Genomic DNA, 17,567 nt, shown 5'->3' on the forward strand with positions numbered 1-17,567 from the left:
GAGTGCTGTGAGACGACGGCCGGCCGCGCGGCCGCCGCGGTTCCCGCCTTCGGCACCGGCAGCGGATGCGGCGCGATGTCGAGGTCACCGTTCGGCAGCAGGCCATCGACGAGGTAGTCCTTGCCGATCCGCTGCGCCTCCCGGTTGAGCATCGCCGGGTGGGCGCCGAACACGCAGTGGGTGCCCGCCCCGCGCTCGGTCACCAGCACCGAACTGGGGAGCTGCTCGTGCATCGCGACCGTGTTCACGTACGGCGTCGCGGAATCCCCCTCGACGCCGAACATCAGCATCGGCGGCAGGTTCTTCCCCGACGGCACGATCCGCTGATCGTGCACCGGCCAGTTGGCGCAGGCGGACGGGATCGACACGTTGTACCAAGCGAAATCGCTGGTCTTGGCCAGCTCACCGAAGTCGCGCTCGATCTTCGTCCGGTCCGTCGGCGCGTCGGAATCGACGCAGGCGATCGAGATCATCCCCGCGATGAAGCTCTCGCCCGCCGCTCCACCCGACGGAGTCGCCCAGTCCAGCACGGCACGATCGTCACCGCGCAGCACGTAGTCGGCCATCGCCTTCGCGAGCGGTTCCCAGTAGAGCTCGTGGGAGAGGTTGGCGATGTAGACGTCCAGCAGTTCCACCGCGCCGACGTTCTTCATCGGCCCGCGCGGCGCCTTCCGGAAGTCGCCGAGCAGCTTCTGCCAGGCCGTGTTCACCTCCTCGTAGCTCTTGCCGAGGTGGAAAACGTTGTCGTACTGGGCGATCCAGCTCAGGTAGGCCTTCTCGCGGGCGACTCCGGCGGTGACCTGACCGGTCGAGTTCCCGTACCACATCTGCGGTTCCACCGGATTCATCGAACTGTCGAGGACCATCCGGTCGACCCGGTCCGGATACCGCTCGGCGTACGCGCTGCCGAGGTAGGTGCCGTAGGAATAGCCGAGGTAGCTGATCTTTTCCTCGCCGAGCAGCGTGCGCACGCGGTCCATGTCCTGGATGACGTTGCGGCTGCCCGTGTACTTCAGCTTTTCGCCGTTCTTTTCCGCGCAGGATCGGGCAAAGGCCTTCCAGCGCTCCCAGCTCTTGTCCCGTTCCTCGGGGCGGTCCGGGTCGGGCTGAAGCTGGCGCCAATAGTCCTCGCCGACGCAGCTGAGCGGCTGGCTGTGGCCGGTGCCGCGGGAATCGAGGCCGACGATGTCGTAGGCCTCCAGCACTTCCTTGGGCAGCCGGGTGTACCCGGTCGCGTCCGGAAGGGACAGCTTGCCTGCCTGCATCACCGCGGAACCCGCCGGACCGCCGGGATTGACGAACAGCGTGCCGCGTCGTTTCGCCGGGTCGGTGCTGGTGTGTTTCGAGACGAGCACGTCCATCCGCGCGCCGAACGGCCGCGAATAGTCGAGCGGGACGTTGACCGTCGCGCATTTCAATGCCGGGTACGCCTGAGCGACATCCGCCGGGCAGGCCCCGAAGTCGAGCTGTGAAGCGGCGTGCGCGGGTGTACTGACGGCCGCCGCGGTGCCCAAGGTGAGCAGCGCGGACAGGCCGATGGTGAGGAATTTCCTCATTCGAACCCCCAGTTCGATCGGACGTCGGGACTGTAGCGACAAGACCGACGTCCCGTCCGGGCATTCACGAAGATCGCGGAGACGACATCCGTTCCGGGCATTTGGCTCTAGGCCAGTTCGTTGACCGTCTTGCCGTCCCCGTCCAGGATCTTGATGGTCGGCCGGTCGTTTTCGTCGACCTGGAGCACGATTCGCGGACGCCCTTGGGAATCGCACAACGCCAGTTGCGCGCCGAAGGCGGTGTGGCAGCCGAAGAGCGCGCGCGGGGTGGCACGGACGCCGGGCCCGGCGTCGGGATCCGGAATGCCGTTGATGGTCAGGCCCGCGCCGCCCACGCCGTCCTTCGCGGACAGGCTGAGGTTGATCCCGTCCACCGCGTGCGGATAGTCGAAGGCGATGTGGCCGCCGGTGGGGTGGACGAGCAGCCCGCCCTTCTCGTCGCCGGTCTCGTCGTTGAAGATCAGATAGGAGCCGTTCTCCGGCCCGGAGCGCCGCTCGGGCGGGTAGGTCTGGCCGTCGACGATCAGCGGCGGCTTACGGCTGTCGAGCAGGAATCGCTGCCGCCCTCGCTTGTCCACCACGGTGAACGACGGGCTCACCTGGTGCTTGTCGTTCGCCGCGGAGCCGGCCGCGGACTCCGCCGCGCCCGCGGTGCCACCGGCCAGCAACGCGCCGCCGGCGGTCGCCGCCATCCCGAAAGCCGCCCGTCGCCCGAGATCCCCTGTCATCGCCCAGCCCCCTCAAGTCGGTCCCCGGACGCTAGCAAAGATCATCGCCAGATGTGACAGATCGACGACATGTGTCACTCGCTTGGAGTAGGGCGGTTCGTCTTTCCGAATGTGCGGACAATTCTTCCGGCTCGCTGGAATGGGTATGCTAATTCGAGCAATGCCGGACTTCATTTCGCAATTGGGGGAGGGTTTGGCTGTGGGTGACTTCAGTCCTGCTCATCTGGCTGTCGAGATGTGTGATCTGCCGCTGCTTCGTGAACTCCTCGATGGCGGCGGCGACATCAATGAAGAGCATGGCGGGCTCACGTTGTTGCACCATGCGATCGATGTGGAGATCGACAGTCATACGCAGACCGGCGAGCCGCTGCACGTGGATGTCACGGCCTACTTGCTCGCGCGAGGGGCGGACCCGAAGCGACCTTCGAATGGCGGCTGCGGTGTCACCGCTGAACACATGGCCTTCGTGGATGGTCATTGGCTGGCGACGGCCCTCTTCGAAAGATGGGATATCCGCCGAGAGAACTCGTGACCGTCCGGCCCAGACTGGCGCGAACAGGATTCGATTCGATCGGAAAGTGTGCCCTCGGCAGGATTCGAACCTGCGACACCTGCCTCCGGAGGGCAGTGCTCTATCCCCTGAGCTACGAGGGCGTTGCCGCCTGAGCGACTCGTGAAGCTTAGCGCACCCCGCGCGGCCTCCTCGCGCGAGGTGGTCGTTAACCCTGATGGTGCTCGACGACGCGGGCCAGGAGCCGCGTCAGCTGCTCTCGTTCGGCGGGTTCCAGTGCCGAGAGGAAGACGTCCTGCGTGTCGCTGACCAGGTCTTCCAGGTGCTCCAAACGCCGCTTGCCCAGGCTGGTGAGGGTGATCAGGTTGCGCCGCCCGTCCGCCGGGTCGGGAGCGCGCTCGACGTAGCCCGTGTCGGCGAGTTCGTTGATGACGGCGACGACGTCGCTGCGGTCGATGCCGGTGCAGCGGCTCAGGGTGGCTTGGCTCGACGGGCCGTTCTCGTCGATCGCGGCGAGGATCCCGTAGTGGTAGCGGCGGGCGCCGCTGCGGGCGAACTCGTCCAGGGCGAGCCGGTGGGCCACGGTGGCGGCCTGGTTGACCAGCCAGCTGGCCTTGGTCCGGAGCCGGGCGGGGGCGGTGCTCATCGGGGCAGCGTACCGAACCGTTGGCGTGACCAATGAATCCTGCTAGCGTTGGTGAGACCAACGAACTGGGAGTATGCCGTGATCGAACCGTTCGAAGTCCGGATTCCCGAAACCGCCATCGTCGATCTGCGGGCCCGGCTGCGCGCCACGCGCTGGCCCGAGCCCGCCACGGCGGACGGCTGGGAGCAGGGTGTCCCGCTGGAGTTCGCGCGCGAGTTGTGCCGGTACTGGGCGGAGGACTACGACTTCGGCCTTGCCGATCGCGTCAACGCCTTCCCGGGTTTCAAGACCACTGTGGACGGTCTCGGGATCCACTTCCTGCACGTCCGTTCGCCGGAGCCGGACGCGACGCCGCTCGTGCTCACGCACGGCTGGCCGGGGTCGGTGGTCGAATTCCTCGACGTGCTCGGCCCGTTGACCGATCCCGCCGCGCACGGTGGCGATCCGGCGGACGCGTTCCACGTCGTGGCGCCTTCGCTGCCGGGCTTCGGCTGGAGCGACAAGCCGTCGTCGACGGGCTGGAACGTCGAGCGCATCGCCCGGGCCTGGGACGAGCTGATGGGGCGGCTCGGCTACGAGCGCTACGCCGCACAGGGTGGCGACTGGGGCGCCGGGGTGACGAACATGCTCGCCAAGGTCGCGCGGGAGCGGATGATCGCCGTCCACGTGAACATGGCGGGCGTCCCGTACGACGTGGCCGAGCTGGGGGATCCGACGCCGGAGGAACGGGCCGCGATCGGTGACCTCGCGCGGTTCCGCGATGTCGGGTCCGCGTACTCGCAGCAGCAGGCCACGCGCCCGCAGACGGTCGGCTACGGGCTCACCGACTCGCCGGTGGCGCAGGCGGCTTGGATCGCCGAGAAGTTCTGGGAGTGGACCGACAACGACGGCTCGCCGGAGACCGCGCTTTCGTGGCGGCAGATGCTCGACGCGATCTCCGTCTACTGGTTCACCGGAACGGCCGCTTCGTCGGCTCGGATCTACTGGGAGAACAAGGAGCGGGACGTCTCCGCGGTTGAAGTTCCTTCGGGTATCTCGATCTTCCCGCGCGAGATCGTCCGCCCTTCGCGGCGCTGGGCGGAGCTGCGCTACACCGATCTTCGCTGGTACGACGTGTTGGCCAAGGGTGGTCACTTCGCCGCGTTCGAGCAGCCCGAGGCCTTCGTCGGTCAGCTGCGGGGGTTCTTCCGGTCACTCCGGTAGCGGTGCGTGGCGGTTTCAGGTTTCGGGAAGGCCCTCCTGGGGGATGGCTTCCGTGTGTGGCTTAGGACAAAGTGAACTTAGGCTCACCTGTATTGCACATATGCGCATGTGACAATATATTCGGCCTGTCGACTTCACGAGAGGCGGAGCAATGGGTCACGGGCACGGGCATGGGCATGGGACAGCCTCGCCGTCGAGCGCGTCAGGTCGCTACCTCAAGAGCCTGACGATCGCCCTGGTCATCGGTGCCGGCTTCATGGTCATGGAGTTCATCGTCGGGTTCGCCACGGGCTCGCTCGCGCTGATCTCCGACGCCGCGCACATGTTCACCGACGTCCTCGGCGTCGGAATGGCGCTGGCGGCCATCCTGCTCGCCCGGCGCAGCGGCCCGACGCTCACCCGCACGTTCGGTTTCTACCGGGCCGAGGTGCTCGCGGCGCTGGGCAACGCCATCCTGCTGTTCGGCGTCGCGGGGTACGTCCTGGTCGAGGCCGTCGGCCGGATCAGCGACCCGCCCGCCGTGCCCGGCCTGCCCGTGCTGCTGGCCGCCGCCGCGGGCCTCGTCGCGAACATCGTCTCCTTCCTGATCCTGCGCAAGGGCGCGGAGGAGAGCATCAACGTCCGGGGCGCGTACCTCGAGGTCCTCGCCGACCTGATCGGCTCCGTCGGTGTGCTGCTGAGCGGCGCGATCACGCTGCTGACCGGCTGGCGCTACGCCGACCCGATCATCGGTGTCGCGATCGGCCTGTTCGTCCTGCCCCGCACGTACGCGCTCGCCCGGCGTGCGCTGCGGATCCTGTTCCAGCACGCGCCGAAGGGGGTCGACGTCGCCGGGATCCAGGCCGAACTCGGCGGGCTGAAGGGCGTCGAAGACGTCCACGACCTGCACGTCTGGACGCTGACGTCGGGGATGGAGGTCGCTTCGGCGCACCTCACCATCGCGCCGACCGTCGAGCAGGCGGAGGTGCTGACCGAGGCGCAGAACCTCCTGGCGGACCGCTACTCGATCGAGCACGCGACCTTGCAGATAGAAGTGCCCCAATGTGCTCAGCGCTGCCGGGAACTCTCCTGGTAGCGGGTCAGGCAGGCAAGGGGGAGGCGCCGCGTTCCTGGAGCAGGGACTTCATCAGGTCCATCTCCGCACCCTGCGAGACGAGCATGCTCCGCGTCAGCGACTTCACGTCCGCGATGGACGTGTGGTCGTTGCCGTACTGAGCCATCTCCGTCCCGCCCATGTGATGCCGCAGCATCAGCTGGAGGAAGAAGACGTCCATCTCCTTGCCGGTCAGCGAGCGCAGCTTGGCCAGTTCGGCCGACGTCGCCATCCCCGGCATCGGCGCGCCGTTCGACGGCTTCATGTCGGCGCCACCGTGTCCGCCGTGGCCTGAAGGTTCGGTCATCCAGGTCATGTAGGCGCCGGTCGCCTGCTCGGGCTGGCCCCACAGGCCCAGCCAGCCCTTCATCCGGCCGACCTGGCCGGTCTGCGTGCGCTCGATGTCGAACGCGAGGGTCTTGATCGCCGGATCGGTCGTGTGGTCCCGCGCCCAGCCCGCCATGGTGACGGCCTGGAGGTGGTGCACCGACATGTCCTGCGCGAAGCCGACCTCGACCGAACCCGCTCCCGGGGTCGTCTGCTCCGGCTCGGAGTCGATCAGCCTGGTCGTCAGGGCGCCCAGGCCGAAGCCCAGGATCAGCATGACGACCAGGGCGGCCCCGATCACCAGCCACCGGCTCTTGGCCGCGCGTGGCACCGCGTCGCCGGGTTCGTCGACGTACTGGAGATCGGGGTCCATCTGGCTCACTTACTTGCTCGCGGGCGCCGAGGGCTGGGTGGCCGGGGGCTGCGACGGCTGGCCGGCGCCGGGCTGGTCCTGCTGGGTGCCCGCGGTGCCCTTGTAGTCCATCGGCTTCGCGTCCGGCCCCGGCGGGGTCGGGTCGAAGTCGCCCGGCTCGATCTGCGCGTCGCAGGTGGCGTCACGCTCGGGGTACGCGCCGAACGGGTTGGTGCGCAGCGCGGCGATGAACTGGTCGATCCGCTCGTCGGAGGCGCTGTCCAGCTTCAGCTGGTGGCCCCAGGACTGCAGCGAGATCGGCTTGTCGAGGTTCGGGTACGGCGACATCGTCGTGTACGGCTTGCCCTCGACGCGGACCCGCAGCAGCTCCAGCGCGTCGCCGGAGATCTGCGCCGGGTTGTAGGCGATCCAGATCGCGCCGTGCTCGAGACCGTGGACCATGTTCTCGTTGCGGACGGCCTTCTCGTAGACGACGCCGTTGCACGCGGCCCAGGACTGGTCGTGCGGGCCGCCGTAGGGCGGGGTCTTGTCGTAGGCGACGCGCTCGGCCGCCGTGACGTGCACGGACCCCTCGTAGGTGGTCGTGGTCACGCCGTTGATCCGCTTGGAGGGATCCGGGTCCTGCTGCGAAGGCGCGAAGGCGGCAGCGGCCTCTTCACGGGTCTTCTGCTCGCGCTTCGGCGCCGAGGCGACCATGTAATAGGTGACCACCGAGGCCGCCAGGGCGACGATCGCGACGACCGCGATGATCGTGCCCCAGGGCGTGCCCTTCTTGGACACGACGGAACTACGGGCGGCCTTCATGGCGTTCTTCGACGACGCGCCCTTTTTTCTGGTTGTCCCGTTAGCCATGGCTCCTGCGTTCTCCAAAGGGGGTGGTCCCTGCGCGGGCCAGTGTAGAGACCGCGCGTCTGATCACCGTGAACAGCCAGAAGATCAACCGCTTGGCTCACACCTTCCGGCGGTCGCTGCGAAGCCCGGACCTGGTCACACCTAGAATTCCGCGAGTGACTCCCGCAGCTCTCGCCGACCTGGTCCGTAACTCAGCCGTGCAGGTTCTCACCGCGCGCGGCCTCGACGATTCCGTGCTGCCGGAGAAGGTGACGATCGAACGTCCCCGCAACCCGGAGCACGGCGATTACGCGACCAACCTGGCGCTGCAGGTGGCCAAGAAGGCGGGCATGAAGCCCGGCGACTTCGCCGACGCGCTGGCCGAGGCCCTCGCCGCCGCCGACGGCATCGAGTCGGCCGAGGTCGCCGGGCCGGGCTTCCTCAACCTGCGGCTCGCCGCCGACGCGCAGGGCCAGATCGTCCAGCAGGTGCTCGACGCCGGCGAGAAGTACGGCCTCGGTGACGCGCTGGCCGGGGTCAAGATCAACCTCGAGTTCGTCTCGGCGAACCCGACCGGCCCGATCCACCTCGGCGGCACCCGCTGGGCCGCGGTCGGTGACGCGCTGGGCCGCGTGCTCTCCGCGCAGGGCGGCCAGGTCACCCGCGAGTACTACTTCAACGACCACGGCGCGCAGATCGACCGCTTCGTCCGGTCCCTGATCGCCGCCGCCAAGGGCGAGCCCGCCCCCGAGGACGGCTACGCGGGCGGCTACATCAACGACATCGCCGCCGAGGTCATCCGGCAGGAGCCGAGCGCGCTTTCGCTGCCCGAGGACGAGCGGGCCGAGACCTTCCGCCGGGTCGGCATCGAGCTGATGTTCACCGAGATCAAGCAGAGCCTGCACGACTTCGGCACCGACTTCGACGTCTACTTCCACGAGAACTCGCTGCACGAGTCCGGCGCGGTCGCGTCGTCGGTCCAGCGGCTGAAGGACTCCGGGAACCTGTACTTCGAGGACGGCGCCTGGTGGCTCAAGTCCAAGGAGCACGGCGACGACAAGGACCGCGTCGTCATCAAGAAGGACGGAAACCCGGCCTACATCGCCGGTGACCTCGCCTACTTCCAGGACAAGCGCAAGCGCGGCTTCGACCTCTGTATCTACATGCTCGGCGCGGACCACCACGGCTACATCGCCCGGCTCAAGGCCGCCGCGGCCGCGTTCGGCGACGATCCGGCCGTGGTCGAGGTGCTGATCGGCCAGATGGTCAACCTCGTCTCCGACGGCAAGCCCGTCCGGATGAGCAAGCGCGCGGGCACCGTGATCACCATGGAGGACCTGGTCGGCACCGTCGGCGTCGACGCGGCCCGCTACGAGCTGATCCGCTACTCCGTCGATTCCACTTTGGACATCGACCTCGACCTGCTTCGCAAGCACTCCAACGACAACCCGGTCTACTACGTCCAGTACGCCCACGCGCGGCTGGCCTCGTTGCAGCGCAACGCATCCGACCTCGGTCTCACCTTCGATGGCGACGCCGACCTCGGACTGCTCACGCTGCCGGCCGAGGGCGACCTGATCCGCACACTCGGCGAATTCCCGACCGTCCTCCGCCGGGCCGCACAGCTGCGCGAACCGCACCGTGTCGCCCGGTACCTCGAAGAACTCGCCGGCGCCTACCACAAGTGGAACGCCGTCGGCCGGGTCCTTCCGAAGGGCGACGAGGAGACCACCCCCCTCACGTTCTCCCGCCTCGCGCTCAGTGAAGCGACTCGTCAGGTGCTGGCCAACGGCCTCACCGTGCTCGGTGTCTCTGCTCCGGAACGGATGTAAGCAAGATGGCTCACCCCGCCGGCCCCCGCCACGCCGACGTCTACCCCCACGCCGACGCCTCCGGTTTCCCGCCGTCGAGTCCCGAAGAACTCGACAGGCTGTATCCGAAAGTCTGGCCGCGCAACACTTTCCGCGGCGGAGACGGCGTCGTGCGCATCGCGGGCGTCGACGTCCGCGAACTCGCCGAGAAGTACGGCACGCCGCTGTTCGTCGTCGACGAGGCCGACTTCAAGTCCCGGTGCGCCGACTACGCCGAGGCGTTCGACGACCCGGCGCTCGTGCACTACGCGTCCAAGGCGTTCCTGTCCATCGAGATCGCCCGCTGGGTGGCCGAGCAGGGGCTGAGCCTGGACGTCTGCAGCGGCGGCGAACTCGCCGTCGCGCAGCGCGCGGAGTTCCCCGCCGAACGGATCACCTTCCACGGCAACAACAAGTCGCTGTCCGAGCTGGACGCCGCTGTCGAAGCCGGCGTCGGCACGGTCGTGGTCGACTCCTACTTCGAGATCGCGCGGCTGGCCGATGTCGCGGCCCGGCACGACGTCGTGCAGAACGTGCTGATCCGGGTCACCGTCGGCGTCGAGGCGCACACCCACGAGTTCATCGCGACCGCGCACGAGGACCAGAAGTTCGGTTTCTCGCTGGCTTCCGGTGACGCGGCCGAGGCCGTGCGCCGCGTGCTCAACGCGCCGTCGCTCAAGCTGATCGGCCTGCACAGCCACATCGGTTCGCAGATCTTCGACGCCGACGGCTTCGAGGTCGCCGCCCGCCGCGTGGTCGGCCTGCTGGCCGAACTCGCCAAGGAGCACGGCGCCGATCTGCTCGACCAGCTGTCCATCGTCGACCTCGGCGGCGGTTTCGGTATCGCCTACACCGACAAGGACAACCCGCCGCCGCCCGCGCAGATGATCACGCAGATCCGCGAGATCGTCCGCAAGGAATGCGAGTACGCGGGCCTCCCGGTGCCGAAGATCGCCGGTGAGCCGGGCCGCGCCATCGCCGGTCCCGGCACGATCACGCTGTACGAGGTCGGCACCATCAAGGACGTCTCGCTCGGCGACAAGGCCGCCCGGCGCTACGTCAGCGTCGACGGCGGGATGAGCGACAACATCCGCACCGCGCTCTACGACGCGGTGTACGACTGCCGTCTCGTCTCCCGGACCTCCGACGACGACGGGGACGGCCAGGTCGCCGCCGCGCTGTCCCGGGTCGTGGGAAAACACTGTGAGTCCGGCGACATCGTCGTCCGCGACTGCTGGCTGCCCGACACCCTTGCTCCCGGCGACCTGCTCGCCGTGGCGGCCACCGGGGCGTACTGCTACTCGATGGCCAGCGGGTACAACCGGCAGCCGCGGCCGGCGGTGGTGGCCGTGCGCAACGGCAGCTCCCGCGTGCTGCTGCGGCGGGAGACGACGGACGACATGCTGCGCCTGGAGGTCTAGCAAGTGTCTACTGTGGACGGACGCGTGATCAGGGTCGCCCTCCTGGGCTGCGGGACGGTCGGCGGCGAGGTCGTCCGGCTGCTCACCGAGCAGGCCGAAGAGCTCGCCGCCAGGGCGGGCGCCAGGATGGAGCTGGCGGGCATCGCGGTGCGGCGCCCCGACAAGCACCCCGAGCTGCCGCCGGAACTGGTGACCTCCGACGTGACGAAGCTCGTCACCTCCCCGGACGTCGACGTCGTCGTCGAACTGGTCGGTGGCATCGAGCCGGTGCGGGAGTGGCTGCTCGACGCGCTCAAGGCGGGTAAATCCGTTGTCACGGCGAACAAAGCGCTGATGGCCGAGCACTCCGCGGAGCTGTTCGAGGCCGCCGACGCGGCAGGCGTGGACCTGTACTTCGAGGCGGCCGTGGCCGGGGCGATCCCGTTGCTGCGCCCGCTGCGCGAATCGCTGGCGGGCGACCGCATCACCCGCGTGATGGGCATCGTCAACGGCACCACCAACTACATCCTGTCCGCGATGGACTCCACCGGCGCCGGTTACGCGGAAACGCTGGAAGAGGCCAGCAGGCTCGGATACGCCGAGGCGGACCCGACGGCCGACGTCGACGGCTACGACGCGGCGTCCAAGGCCGCGATCCTCGCCTCGCTCGCGTTCCACACCCGGGTGACCGCGTCCGAAGTGCACCGTGAAGGCATCGCCGACGTGACCGCGTCGGACCTCGCCGCGGCGAACGTGCTGGGCCGCACGGTGAAACTGCTCGCCATCTGCGAGCGCGTCACCTCCGACGACGGCACCGAATCCGTTTCGGCGCGCGTGCATCCGGTGATGATCCCGCGTGGCCACCAGCTCGCCGGGGTCGGCGGCGCGTACAACGCCGTCTACGTCGAGGCCGACGCCGCCGGTGAGCTGATGTTCTACGGTCAGGGCGCCGGTGGCGCGCCGACCGCGAGTGCCGTGCTCGGCGACCTCGTCGCGGTGGCTCGAAACCGGGTCGTCGGCGGCCGTGGCCCGCGCGAATCCGCGCACGCCGCGCTCCCGGTCAGGCCGATGGGCCAGACGCCGACGCGGTACCACGTCAGTCTCGACGTGGCCGATCGAGCGGGCGTGCTCGCCCAGGTGGCCCAGGCGTTCGCCGGGCACGGCGTCAGCATCGCCGCCGTGCGGCAGCGCGACGCCAACGACACGGCCAGCCTGGTCGTGGTCACCCACCTGGCGCCGGACGCGGCACTGCGGTCCACTGTGGACGACATTGCCAAGCTCGATGTGGTGAACCAGGTCGTCAGTGTGATGCGTGTGGAAGGCGAAGACCAGTGATTTCCCAACCGTGGCCCGGGATCATCCAGGCTTATCCCGACCGGATCCCGGTACCGGCAGGCGCGAAGGTGATCACCCTCGGCGAGGGCAACACCCCGTTGCTGCCCGCTCCGCACCTCTCGGAACTGACCGGCTGCGAAGTCCACCTCAAGGTCGAAGGCGCGAACCCGACCGGGTCGTTCAAGGACCGCGGGATGACCGTGGCGATCACGCACGCGCTCGCCAGCGGTCTCAAGGCGGTCATCTGCGCCTCCACCGGCAACACCTCCGCGTCGGCCGCGGCGTACGCGGCCCGCGCCGGGCTCACCTGCGCCGTCCTCGTCCCGCAGGGCAAGATCGCGATGGGCAAACTCGCCCAGGCCGTCCTGCACGGCGCGCGGATCCTGCAGGTGGACGGCAACTTCGACGACTGTCTCGAACTGGCGCAGAAGACCGCCATCGACTACCCGGTGACCTTGGTCAACTCGGTCAACCCGGTGCGCATCGCCGGGCAGAAGTCGGCCGCTTTCGAGATCTGCGACGTGCTCGGCAAGGCGCCGGACATCCACTGCCTGCCGGTCGGCAACGCGGGCAACATCACCGCCTACTGGGCCGGGTATTCGGAGTACGCCGGGGACGGTGTGGTGAAGAACACCCCGCGGATGTTCGGTTTCCAGGCGGCGGGCGCCGCGCCGCTCGTGCACGGCGAGCCGGTGGCCGATCCGGACACGATCGCGACCGCGATCCGCATCGGCAGCCCCGCGTCCTGGGACGGCGCGATGAAGGCGAAGAACGCGTCCGCCGGGCTGTTCGAAGCGATCACCGACGAAAAGATCCTTGAGGCGTACCGGCTGCTGGCCCGCAAGGAGGGCGTGTTCGTCGAGCCCGCTTCGGCGACCAGCGTCGCGGGCCTGCTCGCCACGGCCGCCGACGGACGACTGCCGAAGGGCTCGACCGTTGTGTGCACCGTCACCGGGCACGGCCTGAAGGACCCGGCCACGGCGCTGGAGGGCAACGTCGAGGTCGAGCCGCTCGCCGTCGACCCGACCGCCGTCGCCGCCGCGCTGGACCTGCGATGACACTGCTCAAGATCAAGGTCCCGGCGTCCTCGGCGAACCTCGGGCCCGGGTTCGACACGCTGGGCCTGGCGCTGGCGCTCTACGACCGGGTCGAACTCCTGGTCACCGACGCCGGGCTCAAGATCGAGGTGATCGACGCCGGCGCCGGTGACGTGGACGACGTCCCGACCGACGAATCGCACCTGGTCGTCCGGGCTTTCCGGCGTGGTTGCGAACACCTCGGCCTCCGGCCGCCCGGCGTGCACCTGCGCTGCTTCAACGCCATCCCGCACGCCCGCGGCCTCGGCTCGTCCGCGGCCGCCGTCGTGACCGGTGTCGCGGCGGCGTACGCGCTGGCGGAGAAGGCCCTGGACGACGACGCGCTGCAGCTGGCCGCCGGGTTCGAAGGGCACGCCGACAACGCGGCGGCGAGCCTGCTGGGCGGCTTCGTGGTGGCCTGGAACGAGGGCGAGCGGTTCCGCGCCGAACGGCTCCAGCCGCATCACGACATCCGGCCCGTGGTCGCCGTCCCGGCGTTGCGCTCGTCGACCGACGCGACGCGCGGACTGCTTCCCGCCCAGGTCCCGCACGCCGACGCGGCTTTCACGGCCGGTCGCGCGGCGCTCGCGGTGCACGCGCTCACCGCGCGCCCCGACCTGTTGCTCTCCGCGACCGAAGATCGGCTCCATCAGCATTACCGGGCGCCCGCGTACCCGGCGAGCAGCGAACTGGTGCGCGCGTTGCGGGCCGAAGGGGTGGCCGCGGCCATCTCCGGAGCCGGTCCGACCGTGCTCGCGCTGACCACCGGCGGAATACTCCCGACGGGTGTCGACGTTACATCTTTCGACGTCACCGAGCTGCCGATCGATCCGGGCGGCGTACAGGTTGCGGCTCAGTAAAGCCTCGGTCACATGCCGGAGCCCCATCCCGCCACGCGGGGGGTGGTTGTTGCACCCGGCCGTGGCGCGGTCTACCCTCGGGGGCGTTCGATCACCGTGCGTTTCCGCACCCGGTGCCGGTCCAGGTGACCAGTGTCATCCTTGGCCCGCATCCTTCGTTGATCCGCCAGTTCCGCAGGACGTCCGGCGACTAGCACAGCCTGGCAAGCGGGGGCTGGCAGATTGACACAGGCGGGTTCCCGGTTCCGGCGGTGCCGAATTCCGCTTCCTCCATATGGAGGACGCAAATCCCTGTGCTGGAGGCCTTCTAGCTGTGTTCAACACGGCCGAGGAGTTGCTAGCCCGTATCGGGGGCCAATTACGCCGTTTCGCAATCGGACGCGAGCGGCGGTCCGCTGATCCACCTGGAGGCGTGGATCGGTCAGGAAGGACATTTGTGAGCAACACCGATCTTTTGAGCGACGTCGAAGGTGGCGCCGCCGAGTCGAACGGCGTCGTCGCTCCCAAGCGCACGGTCGGCGGATTGACCGGCAAGACCGTCGCCGAGCTGCGCTCGATCGCTGGGGAACTCGGCATCGGCGAGACCACCGGTATGCGCAAGGGCGACCTGATCGCGGCCATCCGCGAGCGCCAGGGCAAGACCAAGCGCAAGTCCCCCGCCGCGGCGAGCGAAACGCTTCCGCTCGAGGGGATCGATGCACCGCGCAAGGCCCCGAAGGCCGACGCGCCCAAGACCGAGGCCCCGAAGCAGGAGGCCCCGAAGGCCGAAGCGCCGAAGGCGGAAACCGCCCCGGCCGAGGCTCCTCGCGCCGAGAAGACCGAGAAGACCGAGAAGTCTTCGGAAAACGGCGCCGCGCCCGCCGCGGAGCGGCCCGCGCAGCAGGACAACGGGCAGCAGGACGGCCAGTCGCAGCAGGAAGAGGGCGGCCGCGGCCGTCGTCGTCGCGGCTCCAACCGTGCCGCGGGTTCGCCCGAGCAGGGCGGCCAGCAGCGTGAGCGCGGTGACCGGGGCGACCGCGGTGAGCAGGGCGGCAACCGTCAGGGCAACCGTGACGGTGGTCGTGACGGCAACCGCGATGGCGGCCGTGACGGCAACCGCGACAACCGCGGCCAGGACAACCGCCAGCGCAACCAGCAGGGCGGCGGCCAGGACAACAGCCAGCGTCAGGGCCAGGGCCAGCAGGGGGACGACGACGAGGAAGGCGGCCGTCGCGGCCGTCGCTTCCGCGACCGTCGCCGCCGGGGTTCCGGCGGTGGCCGTGAGCAGGGCGGTTCGCCCGACACCGAGATCCGCGAGGACGACGTCCTGCTGCCCGTCGCGGGCATCCTGGACGTGCTCGACAACTACGCGTTCGTGCGTACCTCGGGCTACCTCGCCGGGCCGAACGACGTGTACGTCTCGCTGTCGCTGGTCCGCAAGTACGGCCTGCGTCGCGGTGACGCCATCACCGGTGTCGTGCGCCAGCCGCGTGACGGCGAGCAGCAGCGGCAGAAGTTCAACCCGCTGGTGCGCGTCGACTCGATCAACGGCCTGGAGCCGGACGAGTCCAAGCGCCGTCCCGAGTTCACCAAGCTGACCCCGCTGTACCCGAACGAGCGGCTGCGCCTCGAGACCGAGCCGCACAAGCTCACCACCCGCGTCATCGACCTGGTGATGCCGGTCGGCAAGGGACAGCGCGCGCTGATCGTGTCGCCGCCGAAGGCCGGCAAGACGACGATCATGCAGGACATCGCGAACGCGATCTCGACGAACAACCCCGAGTGCCACCTGATGGTCGTGCTCGTGGACGAGCGTCCGGAAGAGGTCACCGACATGCAGCGGTCGGTGAAGGGTGAGGTCATCGCCTCGACCTTCGACCGCCCGCCGTCCGACCACACCTCGGTCGCGGAGCTGGCCATCGAGCGGGCGAAGCGCCTGGTCGAGATGGGCCACGACGTCGTCGTGCTGCTCGACTCGATCACCCGTCTGGGCCGCGCCTACAACCTGGCGGCCCCGGCGTCCGGCCGGATCCTCTCCGGTGGTGTCGACTCGACCGCGCTGTTCCCGCCGAAGCGTTTCCTCGGCGCGGCGCGCAACATCGAGAACGGCGGTTCGCTGACGATCTTCGCCACGACGATGGTCGAGACCGGGTCCACCGGTGACACGGTCATCTTCGAAGAGTTCAAGGGCACCGCGAACGCGGACCTCAAGCTCGACCGGAAGATCGCCGAGCGGCGCGTGTTCCCCGCGGTGGACATCAACCCGTCCGGTACCCGCAAGGAAGACCTGCTGCTTTCGCCGGACGAGCTCGCGGTCACCCATAAGCTGCACCGGGTGCTGCACGCGCTGGACTCGCAGCAGGCCATCGACCTGCTGATCTCGCGTCTGCGCAAGACGAAGACCAACATCGAGTTCCTCATGCAGGTCTCGAAGACGGCCCTCGGCTCGAACGACGACGACTGAGTTTCGTTCTGTAAGTACATGAAGGCCCCCTTCCTCGCGCCAGGCGCAAGGAAGGGGGCCTTCATGTACTTGGGCACTGGCGGGGCGAAGCGACGTTGTGAAAGCCACTTTCGCAACGTTCAGCGTTGCGAAAGTGGCTTTCACAACGTCGGGTGCGGCAGGTGCTGTCACCTCCGCCCACACCCCTGAAGCGCGTGAAGGCCCCCTTCCCTCGGCTCAGCCGAGGGAAGGGGGCCTTCACGCGCTTCCGCGCGCTGACTACGAGACCCGAGGGCTCAGCGGTGCGGAACGGCCGCGGGGGTCCAGCCGCGGTAGTTGTTGAAGTAGTTCACGCTCGAAGCGTGGCCGATCTTGCCGCCGATGCTGGAGGCGTAGATCCCGCCGGAGCCGTCGGCGATGCCGACGTGGCCCCACTGGCTGATGTTCCAGTACACGAAGGAGCCCTTCGGCGGGGTCCCGGTCGTGTGCTTCGGGCTCGCGCCGTTCCAGTGCGCGTTGGCCGAGGCCCAGACGCCGGTGGTCCCGTACGCGTTCTCGGCGGCCTTCTCGCAGAGGCCCTGGTACGCGGTGGAGCCGGCGTGGTTCTTGTACCACTGGACGGCGCCGGCGGGAGTGCCGTCACCGGCGCCCTGGATGGACAGGTCGCCTTCGGGCACGGTGGTGAAGGTTCCCGCGGCCGGGTTGATGTCGGCGGCGGTGATGGTGGCGCCCGCTTCGGGGGCGGCCGGGGCGGCCCCGGCGACCGGAGCCACGGCGAGGGCCGCGATGGCCAGCGCGGCGACGGACGCCGGCTTCGCCACCTTGGCGAGGATGGTGCGCATGATCAGTACCTCCTGTTGAGGAATTACCAACAGAGAAGACGGTCTCGTGATCAAGTACAAATTTCGTACAACTCGGCGTCGATAGTTGATAACTCAACGTGCTGGAATATACCGGGGGAGGGGTGCGTTGACGCCACTGCCAGCACATCTGGCAAAATCATCCGCTGAAGTCCGGCACCGGTTCACCCCGAACGGGGACCCGGGGCCAACGAGAGAGGACACCATGAAGAGCGGTATTCACCCCGAGTACGTCGTCACGCACGTCAACTGTGACTGTGGCAACGAATTCACCACGCGCAGCACCAAGACCTCCGGCAGCCTCCACGTCGAGATCTGCTCGAACTGCCACCCGTTCTACACCGGCAAGCAGAAGCTCATGGACACCGGCGGCCGCGTCGCGCGCTTCGAGGCTCGCTACGGCAAGCGCAAGAAGGCCGAAGACGCCAAGTAGCTTGATCGACGGCGCCTACCCGCATGTCCGGGTAGGCGCCGTTTTTTTGGTGTTTCAGCCATG

16 protein-coding genes and 1 tRNA gene are annotated in these 17,567 nt (G+C 68.6%); 10 read left to right on the forward strand and 7 right to left on the reverse strand.

The window, feature by feature from the left end; genetic code table 11:
- Together B0293_RS07390 and B0293_RS07395 are read right to left on the reverse strand one after the other, a co-directional pair.
- Window positions 1–1,556 (reverse strand): alpha/beta hydrolase (locus tag B0293_RS07390; RefSeq protein ID WP_077241260.1); only part of this gene is annotated, 1,556 nt, incomplete at its 3' end.
- A gap of 107 nt (window positions 1,557–1,663) precedes the next feature.
- The gene (locus B0293_RS07395) at window positions 1,664–2,284 is read right to left on the reverse strand and encodes a hypothetical protein (RefSeq protein ID WP_005150411.1); all 621 of its coding nucleotides are present in this window, start codon (window positions 2,282–2,284) and stop codon (window positions 1,664–1,666) included.
- A gap of 160 nt (window positions 2,285–2,444) precedes the next feature.
- Between B0293_RS07395 and B0293_RS07400 the strand changes: the two genes are divergently transcribed.
- Window positions 2,445–2,816, forward strand: a complete 372-nt coding sequence (locus B0293_RS07400; protein ID WP_209437239.1) for an ankyrin repeat domain-containing protein — start codon at window positions 2,445–2,447, stop codon at window positions 2,814–2,816.
- Between the two features lie 49 nt (window positions 2,817–2,865).
- Here B0293_RS07400 and B0293_RS07405 read toward each other — a convergent pair.
- Window positions 2,866–2,938: transfer RNA gene (locus B0293_RS07405), tRNA-Arg, on the reverse strand.
- A gap of 65 nt (window positions 2,939–3,003) precedes the next feature.
- Complete coding sequence (locus B0293_RS07410) at window positions 3,004–3,441, reverse strand: MarR family winged helix-turn-helix transcriptional regulator (RefSeq protein WP_005150406.1); 438 nt, start codon at window positions 3,439–3,441, stop codon at window positions 3,004–3,006.
- A gap of 78 nt (window positions 3,442–3,519) precedes the next feature.
- Between B0293_RS07410 and B0293_RS07415 the strand changes: the two genes are divergently transcribed.
- A complete protein-coding gene (locus tag B0293_RS07415; protein ID WP_005150400.1) occupies window positions 3,520–4,644 on the forward strand; it encodes an epoxide hydrolase family protein in 1,125 nt (374 codons plus the stop codon).
- Between the two features lie 151 nt (window positions 4,645–4,795).
- Window positions 4,796–5,719: a cation diffusion facilitator family transporter gene (locus B0293_RS07420; RefSeq protein WP_005150399.1), complete on the forward strand. Its 924-nt coding sequence runs from the start codon at window positions 4,796–4,798 to the stop codon at window positions 5,717–5,719.
- Between the two features lie 4 nt (window positions 5,720–5,723).
- Here B0293_RS07420 and B0293_RS07425 read toward each other — a convergent pair whose 3' ends face one another.
- Together B0293_RS07425 and B0293_RS07430 are read right to left on the reverse strand one after the other, a co-directional pair.
- A complete protein-coding gene (locus B0293_RS07425) occupies window positions 5,724–6,437 on the reverse strand; it encodes a DUF305 domain-containing protein (RefSeq protein ID WP_005150396.1) in 714 nt (237 codons plus the stop codon).
- A 9-nt stretch (window positions 6,438–6,446) separates the two neighbouring features.
- Complete coding sequence (locus tag B0293_RS07430; protein WP_005150393.1) at window positions 6,447–7,241, reverse strand: DUF3105 domain-containing protein; 795 nt, start codon at window positions 7,239–7,241, stop codon at window positions 6,447–6,449.
- A gap of 203 nt (window positions 7,242–7,444) precedes the next feature.
- Between B0293_RS07430 and argS the strand changes: the two genes are divergently transcribed.
- The 6 genes from argS (at window position 7,445) to rho (ending at window position 16,232) form a co-directional block, all read left to right on the forward strand.
- Entirely contained in the window at window positions 7,445–9,100 is a 1,656-nt protein-coding gene (gene argS, locus B0293_RS07435; RefSeq protein WP_039915176.1) for an arginine--tRNA ligase, read from the forward strand.
- 5 nt (window positions 9,101–9,105) lie between these two features.
- Window positions 9,106–10,539, forward strand: a complete 1,434-nt coding sequence (gene lysA / locus B0293_RS07440) for a diaminopimelate decarboxylase (protein ID WP_005150389.1) — start codon at window positions 9,106–9,108, stop codon at window positions 10,537–10,539.
- A 3-nt stretch (window positions 10,540–10,542) separates the two neighbouring features.
- Window positions 10,543–11,853 carry a homoserine dehydrogenase gene (locus B0293_RS07445; protein WP_005150388.1) on the forward strand — a complete coding sequence of 437 codons (1,311 nt, stop codon included), beginning with the start codon at window positions 10,543–10,545 and terminating at the stop codon, window positions 11,851–11,853.
- Window positions 11,850–12,911: a threonine synthase gene (gene thrC, locus B0293_RS07450; protein ID WP_005150387.1), complete on the forward strand. Its 1,062-nt coding sequence runs from the start codon at window positions 11,850–11,852 to the stop codon at window positions 12,909–12,911. The genes B0293_RS07445 and thrC overlap by 4 nt, the downstream gene beginning before the upstream one ends.
- The gene (gene thrB, locus B0293_RS07455) at window positions 12,908–13,789 is read left to right on the forward strand and encodes a homoserine kinase (RefSeq protein ID WP_005150386.1); all 882 of its coding nucleotides are present in this window, start codon (window positions 12,908–12,910) and stop codon (window positions 13,787–13,789) included. Before thrC ends, thrB begins: the two co-directional genes overlap by 4 nt.
- 436 nt (window positions 13,790–14,225) lie before the next feature.
- Entirely contained in the window at window positions 14,226–16,232 is a 2,007-nt protein-coding gene (gene rho / locus B0293_RS07460; RefSeq protein ID WP_005150385.1) for a transcription termination factor Rho, read from the forward strand.
- A gap of 275 nt (window positions 16,233–16,507) precedes the next feature.
- Here the strand turns inward: rho and B0293_RS07465 are convergent, their stop codons facing one another.
- Complete coding sequence (locus tag B0293_RS07465; RefSeq protein WP_005150384.1) at window positions 16,508–17,053, reverse strand: hypothetical protein; 546 nt, start codon at window positions 17,051–17,053, stop codon at window positions 16,508–16,510.
- A gap of 223 nt (window positions 17,054–17,276) precedes the next feature.
- Between B0293_RS07465 and rpmE the strand changes: the two genes are divergently transcribed.
- Entirely contained in the window at window positions 17,277–17,504 is a 228-nt protein-coding gene (rpmE, locus tag B0293_RS07470; protein WP_005150382.1) for a 50S ribosomal protein L31, read from the forward strand.
- The last annotated feature ends 63 nt before the right edge of the window (window positions 17,505–17,567 follow it).

Source organism: Amycolatopsis azurea DSM 43854 (assembly GCF_001995215.1).
GTDB classification, from domain to species: Bacteria; Actinomycetota; Actinomycetes; order Mycobacteriales; family Pseudonocardiaceae; genus Amycolatopsis; species Amycolatopsis azurea.

Excerpts from the sequence above, each read along its gene's own strand:
- B0293_RS07425 (WP_005150396.1), bottom strand. The coding sequence starts at position 6,437 with ATGGACCCCGATCTCCAGTACGTCGACGAACCCGGCGACGCGGTGCCA.
- rpmE (WP_005150382.1), top strand. The coding sequence starts at position 17,277 with ATGAAGAGCGGTATTCACCCCGAGTACGTCGTCACGCACGTCAACTGT.
- B0293_RS07400 (WP_209437239.1), top strand. The coding sequence starts at position 2,445 with ATGCCGGACTTCATTTCGCAATTGGGGGAGGGTTTGGCTGTGGGTGAC.
- lysA (WP_005150389.1), top strand. The coding sequence starts at position 9,106 with ATGGCTCACCCCGCCGGCCCCCGCCACGCCGACGTCTACCCCCACGCC.
- B0293_RS07465 (WP_005150384.1), bottom strand. The coding sequence starts at position 17,053 with ATGCGCACCATCCTCGCCAAGGTGGCGAAGCCGGCGTCCGTCGCCGCG.
- thrB (WP_005150386.1), top strand. The coding sequence starts at position 12,908 with ATGACACTGCTCAAGATCAAGGTCCCGGCGTCCTCGGCGAACCTCGGG.
- B0293_RS07410 (WP_005150406.1), bottom strand. The coding sequence starts at position 3,441 with ATGAGCACCGCCCCCGCCCGGCTCCGGACCAAGGCCAGCTGGCTGGTC.
- B0293_RS07430 (WP_005150393.1), bottom strand. The coding sequence starts at position 7,241 with ATGAAGGCCGCCCGTAGTTCCGTCGTGTCCAAGAAGGGCACGCCCTGG.
- B0293_RS07420 (WP_005150399.1), top strand. The coding sequence starts at position 4,796 with ATGGGTCACGGGCACGGGCATGGGCATGGGACAGCCTCGCCGTCGAGC.
- B0293_RS07395 (WP_005150411.1), bottom strand. The coding sequence starts at position 2,284 with ATGACAGGGGATCTCGGGCGACGGGCGGCTTTCGGGATGGCGGCGACC.